This window comes from Mesorhizobium sp. LSHC420B00, assembly GCF_000503055.1.
Lineage (GTDB): Bacteria > Pseudomonadota > Alphaproteobacteria > Rhizobiales > Rhizobiaceae > Mesorhizobium.
On record NZ_AYVY01000031.1, the window covers coordinates 1 to 14,782 of the forward strand.

The 14,782-nt window shown below is 63.6% G+C and carries 15 protein-coding genes and 2 pseudogenes; 8 read left to right on the forward strand and 9 right to left on the reverse strand.

The genetic code is table 11. The annotated features are described in order from the left end of the window. The 6 genes and pseudogenes from X760_RS0139525 to X760_RS67745 all read left to right on the forward strand — a co-directional run. Positions 1 to 181 (forward strand): annotated as a pseudogene (locus X760_RS0139525) (diaminopimelate epimerase); the annotation flags it as partial. Continuing rightward, positions 181 to 1,482 carry a tRNA (N(6)-L-threonylcarbamoyladenosine(37)-C(2))-methylthiotransferase MtaB gene (gene mtaB / locus X760_RS67725; RefSeq protein ID WP_031194899.1) on the forward strand — a complete coding sequence of 434 codons (1,302 nt, stop codon included), beginning with the start codon at positions 181 to 183 and terminating at the stop codon, positions 1,480 to 1,482. The pseudogene X760_RS0139525 and the gene mtaB, both read left to right, overlap by 1 nt. 11 nt (positions 1,483 to 1,493) lie before the next feature. Continuing rightward, positions 1,494 to 3,257 carry a signal recognition particle-docking protein FtsY gene (gene ftsY / locus X760_RS67730; RefSeq protein WP_023721874.1) on the forward strand — a complete coding sequence of 588 codons (1,764 nt, stop codon included), beginning with the start codon at positions 1,494 to 1,496 and terminating at the stop codon, positions 3,255 to 3,257. Between the two features lie 60 nt (positions 3,258 to 3,317). Beyond that, the gene (locus X760_RS67735) at positions 3,318 to 3,983 is read left to right on the forward strand and encodes a septation protein A (RefSeq protein WP_023721875.1); all 666 of its coding nucleotides are present in this window, start codon (positions 3,318 to 3,320) and stop codon (positions 3,981 to 3,983) included. A gap of 91 nt (positions 3,984 to 4,074) precedes the next feature. Next, positions 4,075 to 4,753, forward strand: a pseudogene (locus X760_RS67740) (pyridoxamine 5'-phosphate oxidase family protein). 40 nt (positions 4,754 to 4,793) lie between these two features. Beyond that, positions 4,794 to 5,327 (forward strand): NADPH-dependent FMN reductase, encoded by a 534-nt coding sequence (locus tag X760_RS67745; RefSeq protein WP_023721876.1) that lies wholly within the window; start codon positions 4,794 to 4,796, stop codon positions 5,325 to 5,327. Between the two features lie 282 nt (positions 5,328 to 5,609). On the opposite strand, the gene X760_RS67750 is transcribed toward X760_RS67745, so the two are convergent. Both X760_RS67750 and X760_RS67755 read right to left on the reverse strand, forming a co-directional pair. Further along, positions 5,610 to 5,819 (reverse strand): tautomerase family protein, encoded by a 210-nt coding sequence (locus X760_RS67750; protein ID WP_023721877.1) that lies wholly within the window; start codon positions 5,817 to 5,819, stop codon positions 5,610 to 5,612. A gap of 32 nt (positions 5,820 to 5,851) precedes the next feature. Then, the gene (locus tag X760_RS67755; RefSeq protein WP_031194900.1) at positions 5,852 to 6,769 is read right to left on the reverse strand and encodes an SMP-30/gluconolactonase/LRE family protein; all 918 of its coding nucleotides are present in this window, start codon (positions 6,767 to 6,769) and stop codon (positions 5,852 to 5,854) included. Positions 6,770 to 7,032: 263 nt separating this feature from the next. On the opposite strand from X760_RS67755, the gene X760_RS75440 reads away from it, so the two are divergent. Continuing rightward, positions 7,033 to 7,200, forward strand: a complete 168-nt coding sequence (locus X760_RS75440; protein WP_023721879.1) for a hypothetical protein — start codon at positions 7,033 to 7,035, stop codon at positions 7,198 to 7,200. Positions 7,201 to 7,293: 93 nt separating this feature from the next. On the opposite strand, the gene X760_RS67760 is transcribed toward X760_RS75440, so the two are convergent. The 6 genes from X760_RS67760 to ccmA form a co-directional block, all read right to left on the reverse strand. Further along, complete coding sequence (locus X760_RS67760) at positions 7,294 to 8,337, reverse strand: DUF2332 family protein (protein WP_023721880.1); 1,044 nt, start codon at positions 8,335 to 8,337, stop codon at positions 7,294 to 7,296. Between the two features lie 15 nt (positions 8,338 to 8,352). Further along, positions 8,353 to 8,928 carry a DsbE family thiol:disulfide interchange protein gene (locus X760_RS67765; protein WP_023721881.1) on the reverse strand — a complete coding sequence of 192 codons (576 nt, stop codon included), beginning with the start codon at positions 8,926 to 8,928 and terminating at the stop codon, positions 8,353 to 8,355. Then, the gene (gene ccmD / locus X760_RS67770; RefSeq protein ID WP_023721882.1) at positions 8,925 to 9,092 is read right to left on the reverse strand and encodes a heme exporter protein CcmD; all 168 of its coding nucleotides are present in this window, start codon (positions 9,090 to 9,092) and stop codon (positions 8,925 to 8,927) included. The genes X760_RS67765 and ccmD overlap by 4 nt, the downstream gene beginning before the upstream one ends. 280 nt (positions 9,093 to 9,372) lie before the next feature. Next, complete coding sequence (locus tag X760_RS67775; RefSeq protein ID WP_023721883.1) at positions 9,373 to 9,573, reverse strand: Imm50 family immunity protein; 201 nt, start codon at positions 9,571 to 9,573, stop codon at positions 9,373 to 9,375. Then, positions 9,573 to 10,238, reverse strand: a complete 666-nt coding sequence (gene ccmB, locus X760_RS67780; RefSeq protein WP_023721884.1) for a heme exporter protein CcmB — start codon at positions 10,236 to 10,238, stop codon at positions 9,573 to 9,575. The genes X760_RS67775 and ccmB overlap by 1 nt, the downstream gene beginning before the upstream one ends. A gap of 196 nt (positions 10,239 to 10,434) precedes the next feature. After that, positions 10,435 to 11,043, reverse strand: coding sequence for a heme ABC exporter ATP-binding protein CcmA (gene ccmA / locus X760_RS67785; protein ID WP_023721885.1), 609 nt, complete (start codon positions 11,041 to 11,043; stop codon positions 10,435 to 10,437). A 283-nt stretch (positions 11,044 to 11,326) separates the two neighbouring features. Between ccmA and acnA the strand changes: the two genes are divergently transcribed. Beyond that, positions 11,327 to 14,017, forward strand: a complete 2,691-nt coding sequence (gene acnA, locus X760_RS67790) for an aconitate hydratase AcnA (protein ID WP_023721886.1) — start codon at positions 11,327 to 11,329, stop codon at positions 14,015 to 14,017. Positions 14,018 to 14,084: 67 nt separating this feature from the next. On the opposite strand, the gene X760_RS67795 is transcribed toward acnA, so the two are convergent. After that, positions 14,085 to 14,747 (reverse strand): ceramidase domain-containing protein, encoded by a 663-nt coding sequence (locus X760_RS67795; RefSeq protein WP_023721887.1) that lies wholly within the window; start codon positions 14,745 to 14,747, stop codon positions 14,085 to 14,087. Between the last annotated feature and the right edge of the window lie 35 nt (positions 14,748 to 14,782).

A 14,782-nucleotide genomic window follows, 5' to 3' on the forward strand; every position in this document is an offset into this window, starting at 1 on the left:
GGCCCGCACCCGGCGCACCGGCCGCAGCGTCACGCTGATGACGCCCGGCGGCGGCTCGCTGCACGTCCTGTGGCGCGACGACGACCACGTCATCCTGACCGGTGCCGCCGAATGGGAATTTTCCGGCAACTTCGATCCGTCGACCGGGGCGTGGGCGCGCGACACCGAAAGCGCCGCCTGATGGCTCCTCGTGGCAACAGGGGTATCGACGTCGTCACCTTCGGCTGCCGGCTGAACACCTATGAATCCGAGGTGATGCGGCGTGAAGCCGAAAGTGCGGGCCTCGGCGGGCTCGAAGGCGGCGCTATCATCTTCAACACCTGCGCCGTCACCGGCGAGGCGGTGCGCCAGGCCAAGCAGTCGATCAGAAAAGCCCGCCGTGAGAACCCGGCCGCCCGCATCATCGTCACCGGCTGCGCCGCGCAGACCGGCCCGCAGGATTTCGTCGCCATGGACGAGGTCGATCTCGTCCTCGGCAATGAGGAGAAGCTGAAGGCGCATTCATATCGCGCGCTGCCGGATTTCGGCGTCAACGACACCGAAAAGGCGCGCGTCAACGATATCTTTTCGGTGCGCGAAACGGCCACCCACATGGTCGACGCCATCGAGGGCCGGGCGCGCGCTTTTGTCCAGGTGCAGAACGGCTGCGACCACCGCTGCACCTTCTGCATCATTCCCTACGGTCGCGGAAATTCGCGCTCGGTCCCGATGGGCGCCGTGGTTGAGCAGGTCAAGCGACTCGCCGGCAATGGTTATGCCGAGATCGTGCTGACGGGCGTCGACATGACCAGTTTTGGCGCCGATCTGCCGGGCGCACCGAAGCTCGGCAAATTGGTCAAGACCATCCTGAAGCAGGTGCCAGACGTGAAACGCCTGCGGCTTTCTTCCATCGATTCGATCGAGGCCGACGACGATCTGCTGGACGCCATCGCCACCGAGCCGAGGCTGATGCCGCATCTGCACCTGTCGCTGCAATCGGGTGACGACATGATCCTGAAGCGGATGAAGCGCCGGCACAGCCGCGACCAGTCGATCCGCTTTTGCGAGGATGTGCGCAAACTGCGCCACGGCATCGTTTTCGGCGCCGACATCATCGCCGGCTTCCCGACGGAGACGGATGCCATGTTCGAAAACTCGCTGGAGATCGTCGAGGAATGCGGCCTGACGCATCTCCATGTCTTCCCGTTTTCGCCGCGCCAGGGCACGCCCGCCGCGCGCATGCCGCAGCTTCGCCGCGAAATGGTCAAGCAGCGCGCCGCACGGTTGCGCGCCGCCGGCGAGGTCGCCTACCGCCGTCACCTTTCCTCGCTCGCTGGCACACGCCAGTCGATCCTGGTCGAGCGCGATGGGCTCGGCCGCACCGAAGGGTTTACGCTGGCCGTGTTGTCAGCCGGGGCGCCGGGCGACATCGTCGAGGCTGATATCGCTGGCAATGACGGTATCAGACTGATCGCCGCGCCGCTTGCCGCCCGCGCCGCCTGAGAGCGCAAGACATGGCCGGGTTTTTCAAGAAGATATTTTCGTTCGGCAAGAAGGAAGTTGTCGAGGAGCGGCCCGACGAGACCGCACCGCTGCCGCCGATCAAATGGGACGAACTGGAGGCGCTGAAGCCGGCGGCCGAGCAGGCCGTCCCGGAGTTTTTGAAACGCGAAGAGTCGCGGCCCGAGGCAGACACTGCGCCTCCGCCGTCTGTCGAGACGGAAGCGCCGCCCGCGCCGCAGCCACCGCTCGAACTCGCACCAACCATTCCGCCCGAGCCAGAGATCCAGCCGGAGTCGGAAACGCCTGCTGAGGAGCCGGAAGAAATCCCGGCCGAGCTTGTTATTCCCGAGCCGGAGCAGCCGGAGATTGTCCAGACTGAGCCTCGGTCATCGGAAGCTGGCGCTGCCCCTCATCCGCCTGCCGGCACCTTCTCCCCGTATGGTGACGGGGAGAAGGGGGCTGATCGGCAGGCCGAGCCTCCTTTTGAAAGCGATGAAGAAGAAGCTGCAACGCTGACGTCCCCCTCTCTCCGTCCTTCACGGGGGTCCGAAGGACCGGCGAGACAAGCGGCTCGCCCCGGAACGGGAAAGGGTGAGGGGCAGCGCGAACCTCTGCAAGATACCGCACCGCCCGCCGAGAGCCCCTCCGCAGCGCCCGAAGCGCCGCCGGCCGAAATCCCGCCTCCGCTCCGCCAGCCCGCCCCGGTCGAAACGAAACCGGTCTTGACCGAGATTGCGCCCGAACCAGAGGCCATTCCGCAACCATCGCCGGAGCCAAAACCTGCCCCCGGCAAGGTGACCGTAACCAAGAAGGTCGAGCAGAAGGCCGAGCCGCAAAGAGCGCCCGAACCGGCGCCGAGGCGCTCCTGGTTCCAGCGCATGCGAGACGGGCTGGCCCGCTCTTCCAGGGAGTTGTCCGGCAACATCGCCGGCGTCTTCACCAAGCGCAAGCTCGACGAGGACACGCTGCAGGACCTGGAGGATGTGCTGATCCGCGCCGATCTCGGCATGGAGACGGCTTTGCGCGTTACCGACGCGCTCTCCGCCAGCCGCTACGGCAAGGATGTCTCCGAGACGGAAGTCCGCGCCATCATGGCGGCCGAGGTGGAGAAGGTACTGACCCATGTCGCCATGCCGCTGGAACTCGACCTCAGCCACAAGCCGCACGTCATCCTGGTCGTCGGCGTCAACGGCACGGGGAAAACCACAACCATCGGCAAGCTCGCCGCAAAGCTCACCGATGGCGGCCTCTCGGTGATGCTCGCCGCCGGCGACACTTTCCGCGCCGCCGCGATCGAGCAGTTGAAGATCTGGGGCGAGCGCACCAACTCGCCGGTCATTGCCTCGAAGCTCGGCGCCGACGCCGCCGGCCTCGCTTACGACGCCTTCGAGCGGGCGAAGGAGGCCGGCTCCGACGTGCTGATCATCGACACCGCCGGGCGGCTGCAGAACAAGACCGAACTGATGGCGGAACTGGAAAAGATCGTCCGCGTGCTGGGCAAGCTCGATCCGGAAGCGCCGCACACCGTGCTGCAGACGGTCGATGCCACCACCGGCCAGAATGCGCTCAACCAGGTCGAGATCTTCCGCAATGTCGCCGGCGTCAACGGCCTGGTGATGACCAAGCTGGACGGCACGGCGCGCGGCGGTATTCTGGTGGCGATCGCGGCAAAGCACAAATTGCCGGTCTACTTCATCGGCGTCGGCGAACAGGTCGACGACCTCGAACCCTTTTCCGCAAGCGAGTTCGCCAGGGCGATCGCTGGCGTGGCTTGACGAGCATGATCCCGAAAAGTTGCAGACTTTTTGGATTGGATCGTGCGTAAGAAGGATCCCATGAACCCACCCATCCTCGAACGCGACCTGTCCGATCCGCGACGCAAGGCGTTGAACTCCGGCCTGAAATTCCTGCTCGAACTCGGGCCTGGTCTGGTGTTCTTTTTCACCACCATCCGCGGCGCGTGGCTTGTCGGGAAATTCCCGATCCTCAGCCATATCGGCGAGCCTATCCTGATTGCCACAGCGTTCTTTATGGTGGCGACGGCGCTGTCGCTCAGCGTTTCGTGGATTTTGACGCGCAGCTGGCCGATCATGCCGCTGGTCTCGGCCATCGTCGTGTTTGTGTTTGGTGCGCTGGCGCTGTGGCTGCAGGACAAGACCTTCGCTTTCATGAAGCCGACAATCATCAACAGCCTGTTCGGCATCACGCTGCTTGGCGGGTTGGCGTTTGGCAGATCGCTGTTGGGCTATGTCTTTGATTCCGCCTTCAATCTCGACGCCGAAGGCTGGCGCAAGCTCACTTTCCGATGGGGGCTTTTCTTCCTTTTTCTGGCTGTGCTGAACGAGGTCGTGTGGCGCAATTTTTCTGAGGAAACCTGGCTTTATTTCAAGGTCTGGGGCACGATTCCCATTACCCTTGTCTTCACGTTAAGCCAAATGCCGTTGATCCTGCGCCACTCGCTCGAGGACAAGGCCGCCAAGGAAGAGAAAGCCGGCAAATAGAGCAATTCCAAGAAAAGTGTGTAGCGGTTTTCCGGGGAAAAGCGCGTAGCGCTTTCCCTAGGGAATTGCGTCAGAATAGGAGGAGAGGGGCATGGAATTCATCACCACGCGCGACGAGTTGAGGACGATCTACAAGACGCCTCGGCCGACCGACGGTTCGATCCGCAAGGAACTGAAGGCATTGGACGGCCACTGCCGTTCCTTCATCGGCAAGAGCCCCTTCGTGCTGATCGGCTCGTCCGACGGCGCCGGCAATGCCGATGTGACGCCGAAGGGCGACAGGCCGGGCTTCGTAACAGTGCTTGACGAGAAGACCATCGCCATCCCCGACCGGCCCGGCAACAACCGGCTCGACACGCTGGAGAACATCCTTCTCATCCCTCGATCGGGCTGCTCTTCCTCATTCCCGGCATGAACGAAACGCTGCGTGTCAATGGCGATGCCCGCATCACCGTCGATGCGTCATTGCGTGAGCGGCTGGCGGTCGACGGCAAGGCACCGCAAAGCGTCGNGTCGATGCCGGTTTGCGCGAGCGCCTCACCGTCGACGGCAAGCAACCGCAAAGCGTCGTCGTGGTGAGCGTCAAGGCCGCTTACATGCACTGCGCCAAGGCCTTCATGCGCTCCGAATTGTGGAAGCCGGAGAGCTGGTACGACCGCGCGACGCTGCCGACGCTCGGCCAGATCCTGCGCGACCAGTTGGCGCTCGCCGATTCGGCCGAGGCGACCGACCGCTGGCTGGACGAGGAATACAGAGAGACCATGTGGTAGTGTGCCCGGCGACGAATCGCTCGAGCCGGTCTCCATTTCCTTGCTCAACATCCTCGCCATCTCTGGCAGCCTGCGCGCCGCCTCGACCAATTCGGCCCTGGTCGCGGCACTCGCGCAAAACGCGCTGCCGGACTGTCACGTCGCCGTCTACGATGGGCTTGGGCGGCTGCCGATCTTCAACCCCGACGACGAAGGCGAGCGAACGCCACCGCAAGCAGCGGCGCTGATCGACGCGGTCACCGCCGCTGACGGCGTCATCGTCTCCTGCCCGGAATATGCCCATGGTGTGCCAGGCGGCCTGAAGAACGCGCTCGACTGGCTGGTGTCGCGCGATGCAGCCGTCGGCAAACCGGCCATGCTGGTACATGCCTCGCCGCGCTCGCTGTTTGCCCGCGCCGCACTTGCCGAGATCATGCGGACAATGTCTTTCGCGCTCTATGAGGAAGCAGCGCTCGAAATCGCGTTGCTCGGCAAGAAGCCGCCGGAGGTGGAGAAAATCCTGGCGCAGCCGGCAAGTAGGCAGACAATGCGCGATGCCCTATCCGCCTTCGCGGAGTTCATCCGCTCGCGGTGAACGTCGGGCCGTGCTTTCGTCATCCTAGGGCGGAGCAAGGAGCGAAGCGACGCGGCGCAGACCCTAGGATCCATGCCGTGACATTCGTCGGAGATGCAGCGGTTCGGGAAGGCCGCCGGAGGCCTGACGTTGGACATTACACCGGCGCGCTGCACAACAGAACCGCACCGCTGTTCTACTGGTAGGTCACGGCATGGATCCCAGGGTCTCCGCGACGGAGCTTCGCTCCTGCTCCGCCCTGGGATGACGACGCTAGGGGCTGCGGCCAATCTGAGCCGGGAACTAGCCCTTCCGTCTCCGCGTCTCGACGTCGGTCTCGCCGACGAACCAGTCGCGTGCAGCGACTTCCTCGAACACCACCCAGACATCGTTGCTGGTCAGGCCGGTGGCGCCGGTGATGGCCGCCGTCACCTGGGCGGCGATCGCGGCCTTTTTGCCGGCCGGGTCATCGGCAATCACCTCCTTGACCAGGCGGATATTCACGAATGGCATGGTGCCCTCCCTTGGATATGCTTGGCGGCCGTTCAATAGGTTTTGGCGCCGTTGACCATGAGCCGGACCATGTAGAGCGAGGTCGTGCCGGCGATGTAGAGGCAGTTCAGCTTGTTGCCGCCGAACACGCAATTGGCGACGACTTCCGGTACCTTGACCTTGCCGATCAGCGTCCCGTCTGGATCGTAGCAATGGATGCCGTCGGCGGCACTGGTCCAGATGCGGCCGTCCGCATCCAGCCTGAAACCGTCGAACAGGCCGGCGGTGCAGTCGGCAAAGACCTTTTCGCCGGAGACCGTCTTGCCGCCCTGGCCAACAGTGAAAACCCGGATGTGCGCCGGGTTTTGGGCGCCATGCGTGCGGCCGGTGTCGGCGACATAGAGCTTGCTCTCATCAACCGAGAAGGCGAGCCCGTTGGGCCTGACCATGTCGGTGATCACCGCCTCGGTCTCGCCGGTGCCGGGATCGACCCGGTAGACATGGCAGGCCCCGATCTCGCTTTCGGCCTTGTCGCCCTCGTAATCGGTATCGATGCCGTAGCTCGGGTCGGTGAACCAGATCGAGCCGTCGGACTTGACCACCGCGTCATTGGGCGAGTTCAGCCGCTTGCTGCGCCATTTGTCGGCGATGGTGATGACCGACCCGTCATGCTCGGTGCGGCTGACGCGGCGGCCGGAATGCTCGCAAGTGACCAGCCGGCCTTGCCGGTCGACGGTGTTGCCGTTGGAATTGCCGGACGGCTGACGGAACACGCTGACGCTGCCGTCGGTCTCGTCGTAACGCAGCATGCGATTGTTCGGGATGTCGGACCAGACCACATAGCGCCCGGCCGCAAACCAGGCCGGTCCTTCCGCCCATCGGCAGCCGGTAAACAACCTGTCGACCTGTGCATTGCCGTTGAACAGCCGCGAAAAGCGCGGATCGAGGACTTCGTAGAATTCGCTGGCCATGGTTCCTCCCGGTATCAATCGCTTGGCGAGCCGCGATCAAGCCAGCCTGCGATCGATATGGCAAGATCGATGATGCGTCAGAAGCATTATGGAAACGAATGCTGGCCCAGGCGGCAGGTCACATCCCGCTAACCGGCTATGCGCCCAGCGCAATGGTGCATTGCAACATCTTATTTTTGCAACGCACCATAACTATGTCATGCTCCGTATCGATCAAGGGAGGAACAACTGGCCGCGAAATGCGGCGTAAAAGGAAACTCGCTATGATCATCGACAGCCTCATGAGCCGCGCTCGCGCCAGCATCGCCAAGCGCCGGCATTACAACCGCCTCGTCGCCGAAATCGACAGCTTCAGCAGCCGCGACCTCGCCGACATGCGCGCCGACCGCTCAGAAATGCTCTACCAGGTCCACAAGCAGATCTACGGCTGAGGCGAACACATGATCCCGAACCGAAGGTCGGCGCAGCAAAAAGTTGCAGACTTTTCGGACGAGAGCATGCGTAATTAGAATTGTTCGATCGGTTTAACCCATCCATTCGATCCAGCGGCCGTGATAATCGCAATGGGCCAAGCGGCGTGTCTCGCCGCCCGGCCATAGGGTCAGGCTGAGTACCGCCCAATTGTTTGTGGGATCGCGCGGCTCCATCCTCAGCCTTGAGATAGGTGCAGCGGCCGTGGCCTGTCTGCCCGCCTGCTCCAGGGTGGCGGTGATGGCATCCTTGGTCGCCCGCGGCAAATATTGCCACATGATCGAATGATAGAGGACGAAGGCGCCGTCCTGCTGCCGTGCGGCCAGTGCCTTCTCGACAAACTCCGCTCCATCCGCCCTGACAAGCAGCGGCGGGAACTTTTCGGCAAGTGACAGCGCGGCGTCGAGCCGGGCCAGCCGCGCCGCCTGATCGGCCCAGATGAAGGACCGAAGCCGTAGCCGCGCGGCCGCGTCGGCGAAGTCGACCGGCGCGATGTCGCAGCCGGAGCGATGGCGAACGTTGATCTCTCCATTCAGCGGAACAGCACGGCCACGCACCTCTGGCGCCAGCCGGACGGGGGAGGCCTGGTCGCCCCACTCGGCATCGCCATAGCGATAGTGAAAGCTGTCGAACAGGAGATTGAGCCCAGCGCTGGCGCCGATCTCACACAGATCCAGCGGCAAGCCGGTTTCGCGCGCGACCGTCAGAAATCCTGGCAGCAGCATCGCCGACCGGGCGATCTCATTCGTCTGCGGGGCGCCGGCGAGGCCAGCGACGATCCGCTCGTCGGATCGCGCAATTGCTTCCGGCAGCACCGCCGCGATCTCATCTTCGCTTGTTTGGTTAGGCGGATAAACTTGTGTCAGTCGCTCATCCGCACCCGTCAGGACCAATGCATGCAGCGCGCCGCAGAGCCGCAAGGAGAGGCCGTCCGCGCGCGCGTCGCCCGGCCAACCGCGTACCGCCTGCCCGGTCCTGGTGTTTGCGTCGAGAACCTTGGCCAGCGCACGGCATAATTTCGCGGTGAACGGCGAGCCAAGCCCGTCACAGGCTTTCGCCTGAGCCAGAAAATGATCGCGGATGTCTCGTTCGTCCATCGCGTTTTCCGGTCCTCAGCCCGGTGCCGTCAGCGCCTTCTCGATCTCCGGCAGCAGCAGCGTCTGCGCCGAGTCCGGCGTCAGCGGCCCGACATGCTTGTAGGCGATCTTGCCATCCTTTCCGATGACGAAGGTCTCCGGCACGCCGTAGACACCCCAGTCGATCGCTGTGCGCCCGGCCTGGTCGACGCCGATCGCCTGGAACGGATTGCCGAGATCGCCAAGGAACCGACGGGCGTTTTCCGGCTGGTCCTTGTAGTTCAGCGCTGCCATGACGAAGCGTCTGTCCTGCGACAGCGCCAGCAGCACCGGATGCTCGTCGCGGCATGGCGCGCACCAGGACGCGAAGACGTTGACCAGCGTCACTTTGCCGGCGAACTGTTTTGAATCGAGGCCCGGCAAATTGGTGCCCTCGAGCGCCGGCAGGTTGGTCTGCGGCGCCGGCAAGCCGATCAGCGCCGACGGCACTTCCGACACGTCGCGCCCGGACAACAGCTGCGCCAGGAACAATCCCGCCAGCCCGAGAAAGACCAGCAGCGGCACCAGCACGATCAGGCGGCGACGCGCCGGTGTTTCCGTTTCCGTGCTCATGATTTTGCTGCCTTGTCGGAGCGCCGGCGCACGCCGGACGCCTCCAGCTCGGCGAGCTCTCGCTTGCGGCCGCGCTGGTCGAGCAGGATCCAGCCAACCAGCCCGGCCAGCACCACGGCCGTAATGGCATAGGCGGCGGTGACATAAAGGGCATGCATGCTCATTTTCCCGATCCAAGGCTTCTCACGGCGAAATTCATAGCCTCACCGGCTGTTTGTCGCAATGAACGGGTCTGCGGCAGATTTGCGGTTATCGCAAGCCGAAGGTCACTGCGAAAGCAAAACACCTGATATGTTTTTGATACGCATGTATTGGCACGTCAGGGACAGCCTGACAGCCCCTTCGCAGGTAAGCAGGATTCTACCGGCGTCATCCCACATCCTGATTGCACTGGAGCCATGGCTCTGGAACTTGCGAAGGCTAATGGATTCGACCGCGATGAACTCAAGCCCCGAAAGACACGGCATTGAACGCCGCCCATTTGGCGGGGGGCCGGTAGGGAAGGACGGTCGAGATGAAGGAAAGGTGCATGCTAGGCCCGTTGCGGTCCATCTTGGCCCCGGTAACCTCGACGGAGGACAGATCGGGGTAGTTGCCGTAGATGGTCTGGAGAAAGATCGGGTTCTCTATGCGCAGCGGCCACATCAATCCGTTCCGTGCCGCAGCGCCAGCGCCGCTGCCACCGGCCCGAGCACGGCAAGAAACAGGGTCAGCGCGGTAAGAATGAGGAAGGGATGCAGGAAGGGATCGGGGTCCGCCACCGCGCCATAGCTTGCCGATACGCCGAAGATCAGTACGGGAATGGTCAGCGGCAGCACCAGCACCGAGATCAGCAGTCCGCCGCGCGGCAACGCTACCGCCACCGCGGCACCGGCAGCACCGATGAAGGTGATCGCCGGCGTGCCGACCAGAAGCGTCAGCGCCGTGGCGCCGATGCCGGCCGGCTCCATGTTCATGAACAGGCCGAGCAGGGGAGCCGCGACGACCAGCGGCAGCACGCTTCCCGCCCAATGCGCCAGGCATTTCGTCAGCACGGTCAGGGCCAGCATGTGCCGGTCGTTGCCAAGCACCAGAAGATCGAGCGAGCCGTCCTCGCGGTCAGCCTGGAACAGCCGGTCGAGGCCGAGCAGGCAGGCCAGCAAGGCGGCGATCCACAGGATCGCCGGGCCGATGCGGGCCAGCAGCTTCAGGTCGGGACCGACGCCGAAGGGGATGGTCGCGATAACGGCGAGAAAGAAAATCACGCCGGTAAGCGCCCCGCCGCCGGCGCGGATACTTAAGCGGATGTCGCGCAGGAAGAGGGCTAGCATGATGTGAGATGCTTTCGCCCAGGCACCCCCCTCTGTCCTGCCGGACATCTCCCCCGCAAGGGGGGAGATTGGATGTCGCCTCGGCTTTCGTCAGTCTTCAACGTGAAAGAGAGGGCGAGTCGTTGAAACCGCCAATCTCCCCCCTTGCGGGGGAGATGTCCGGCAGGACAGAGGGGGGTGCGACAGAGCGCCGGCATCACCCAACCATCCCCATCACAAGCTCCCTCGCCCCCTCCAGCCCCAGCGGCAAATGCGTGGCCGCAACCACGATCCCCCCACCATCGAGATGCTTCCGCATTAGCCCGCCGAATCTCTCCTCCGAAGCCTTGTCCAGTCCCGCCGTCGGCTCATCGAGCAGCCACAATGGCCGATGACTGACCAGCAGTTTTGCGATCGCGGCGCGGCGGCGCTGGCCGGTCGAGAGATAGCCGAACGGCAGATGGCCGATGCCGCCCAACCCGACGGTCTCCAGCGCCTCTTCAACACCCCTGGAACCGGCGCCCGAAAAATCGCGCCAGAAGCACAGATTCTCCTTAACGGTGAGTGCGCTCTTCATTGCGTCGAGGTGGCCGAGATAGTGACAGGCCGAGGCGGCCGACGGAAAGTCTTCGCCACCACCTTCGAACCGCACACGGCCTGCCGCCACCGGCAACAGTCCGGCGATGATCCTGAGCAGCGTCGATTTGCCGGCGCCGTTCGCCCCGGTGACGACCAGCGCCTGGCCATCCCCCAGCGCGAATTCGATGCCGGAAAATACCGTCTCGCCGCCGCGTTCGCCGCCCAGATTTTCGGCGATCAGCCGCATCCGTTCCCCTTCGCCGAAAGTTCAAGCGCGGCTTCGGTGCGCCGCAGCAAAAATGGCAATTCCGTGTCTAGAACTATTCCAGAAAATTCTCTATATCCGCATCATCCGTGCCAGCGGTCGGCACGGGAACCGAATTTGCGCCGAACCAGCGCGCGTGCCGCCTTGAACGGCCCGGACGCTTGGGAACGGATAGCGGAAATGGCCGTACCCGCACCTTTGCGCGTGATTTGCATGCCCACTGGCGTCCGTTCCCTCCCCGGCAACCGACAGTTAGGGATCGCACGTGTCCAAATCACTCGACAGCTTCAATTGCCGCCGCACGCTGACCGCCGGCGGCACCGAGTACATCTACTATGACCTTGTCGAGGCCGAAAAGAACGGCCTCACCGGCATCGCTCAATTGCCCTATTCGATGAAGGTGCTGCTGGAGAACCTGCTGCGCAACGAGGACGGCCGTTCCGTCACCAAGGAGAGCATCCAGGCGGTCGCCGGCTGGCTGACCGACCGGGGCACTGCCGGCGTCGAGATCGCCTATCGCCCGGCCCGCGTGCTGATGCAGGATTTCACCGGCGTTCCGGCTGTGGTCGACCTTGCCGCCATGCGCGACGCCATGGCCTCGCTCGGCGGCGACCCGCAAAAGATCAACCCGCTGGTGCCGGTCGATCTGGTCATCGACCATTCGGTCATCGTCGACGAATTCGGCACGCCGCTGGCTTTCGCCCGCAATGTCGAGCTTGAGTATGAGCGCAATGAGGAACGCTACAAATTCCTGAAATGGGGCCAGCAGGCGTTCCGCAATTTCCGCGTCGTGCCGCCCGGCACTGGCATCTGCCATCAGGTCAACCTTGAGTACCTCGGCCAGGTCGTGTGGACCAACAGCGAAGATGGCGAGACCACCGCCTATCCCGACACCTGCGTCGGCACCGATTCGCACACCACCATGATCAACGGCCTTGGTGTTCTCGGCTGGGGCGTCGGTGGCATCGAGGCCGAGGCCGCGATGCTCGGCCAGCCCGTCTCCATGCTGTTGCCCGAAGTGATCGGCTTTCGCCTCACCGGCAGGCTGAGGGAGGGCGTCACCGCCACCGACCTGGTGCTCACCGTCACGCAGATGCTGCGCAAGAAGGGCGTCGTCGGCAAGTTCGTCGAATTCTTCGGTCCGGGCCTGTCCAACATGACGCTGGCCGATCGTGCCACCATCGGCAACATGGCGCCGGAATATGGCGCCACCTGCGGCTTCTTCCCGGTCGACAGCGAAACCATCCGCTACCTCACCATGTCCGGCCGTGACGAAAGCCGCATCGCCCTGGTCGAGGCTTATTCGAAGGCGCAAGGCCTATGGCGCGACGTCGGCTCGGCCGATCCGGTCTTCACCGATCTGCTCGAGCTCGATCTCGGCAGTGTCGTCCCGTCGATGGCCGGCCCGAAGCGGCCGGAAGGCCGCGTGGCACTTGAAGACATTCCGGCCGGCTTCGACAAGGCCATGGAGACCGAATACAAGAAGGCCGCCGAAATCGACAAGCGCTATGCCGTCGAGGGCACGGACTACGATCTTGGCCATGGCGATGTCGTCATCGCCGCCATTACCTCCTGCACCAACACCTCGAACCCGAGCGTGCTGATCGGCGCCGGGCTGTTGGCGCGCAACGCCAACCGGCTCGGCCTCAAGCAGAAGCCGTGGGTCAAGACCTCACTGGCGCCGGGCAGCCAGGTCGTCGCCGAATATCTGGAGAAATCCGGTCTGCAGAAGGAGCTCGACCAGATCGGCTTCAACCTGGTCGGCTTCGGCTGCACCACCTGTATCGGCAATTCCGGCCCGCTGCCGGCGCCGATCTCCAAGACCATCAACGATAAGGGCTTGATTGCTGCGGCAGTCTTGTCCGGCAACCGCAATTTCGAAGGCCGCGTCTCGCCCGACGTGCAGGCGAACTATCTCGCCTCGCCGCCGCTGGTCGTCGCCCACGCGCTGGCCGGGACCGTGACCAAGGATCTGACCACCGAGCCGCTCGGCGAGGATCGCAACGGCAATCCGGTCTATCTCAAGGACATCTGGCCGAGTTCAGTCGAGATCCAGGAATTCATCGAGAAGAATGTCACGCGCGAATTGTTCGCCCGCAAATATGCCGACGTCTTCAAGGGCGACGAGTACTGGCAGAACGTCAAGGCGCCGGAAGGCCAGACCTATGCCTGGGACGACAATTCGACCTATGTGCAGAACCCACCCTATTTCGCCGGCATGACATCAGGCTTCGGCAAGATCGGCGATATCAAGGGCGCGCGTGTGCTCGGTCTGTTCGGCGATAAGATCACCACCGACCACATTTCGCCGGCCGGTTCGATCAAGGCGGCCTCCCCGGCCGGCAAGTACCTCACCGACCACGGCGTCGGCGTCGCCGATTTCAACCAGTATGGCACGCGCCGCGGCAACCACGAGGTGATGATGCGCGGCACCTTCGCCAACATCCGCATCCGCAACCACATGCTGGGCGAGAACGGCCGCGAGGGCGGCTACACCATCCATTACCCGTCGAAGGAAGAGGAATCGATCTACGACGCCGCCATGCACTACAAGAAGGAGGGCGTGCCGCTGGTCATCTTCGCCGGCGTCGAATATGGCAACGGCTCGTCGCGCGACTGGGCGGCCAAGGGTACGAATCTGCTCGGTGTCCGCGCGGTCATCGCTCAGTCCTTCGAGCGCATCCACCGCTCCAACCTGGTCGGCATGGGCGTAATCCCCTTCGTCTTCGAGGAAGGCACCTCGTGGGCCTCGCTCAACCTCAAGGGCGACGAACTGGTCGAGATCGACGGACTGAGCAACATCAAGCCGCGGCAGAAGATGATCGCCAGGATCACCTATGGCGACGACAGCGTCAAAGAGGTTCCGATCATCTGCCGCATCGATACGCTGGACGAGCTCGACTACTTCAAGAATGGCGGCATCCTGCAATACGTGCTGCGCGACCTTGCGGCTTAAGGGAGTAGGGCAATAAGGGAGTAGGGCAGTAGGGGAAGCAAGGACAAGCACCTACTGCCCAACTGCCCTACTTTGGCTTTCCAAACCGCGCTGTCGCCGCCAGCAGCACGCCGAGCATCAGCCCGTTGAGGATGTGCCACAGGAAATGCGTGCCGAGCGGAAAGCCGCCGCAGACCAGCGGATCGATCATCCGGCAGACGACCGACACGACGAAGATCGCCGAACCCGCCAGATTGTACCAGCCGGCACGATTGCCGCTGGCCGCCACCCAGGCGCCGAAGAAGGCAAGCGCCAGGAAGGGCGGCAGATAGCCGGTCGTGCCGTTCGACGCTTGGCGCAGCCAGTCCGGCACGGCAAAGGTCACCAGCCCGGCAACGGCGTAAAAGGCGACGAAGATGACGATCGCCTTGCCCCATTTCATGCCGAGAAAACGTCGCAGGTTGAACAGCGTGTAGGCCAGCGTGAACCCTGCAATCGGCAGCACGTCGGCCAGGATCATTCCCCTTGTGGCAAAGGTGTGGAACAGCGACGAGCCGACGCCGATCGCCACCACCCACCAGGCCAGCACTTCGGCGAAGGCGCCGGTGCCGCGCTTGCGCACCTGCCAGACACCCCATAGCCCGGCGGCAAAAAAAGCCAGATTGCTCAGCGCATTGAGCGGTTCAGCCCAGAATTCCGGCCCCGTCCGTTCGCAATAGAGGTCGACCGGCGCCAGGAGAGATTGCCACATGCTGATTGCCGCCCGAATCGCTTCCATCGTGAAGT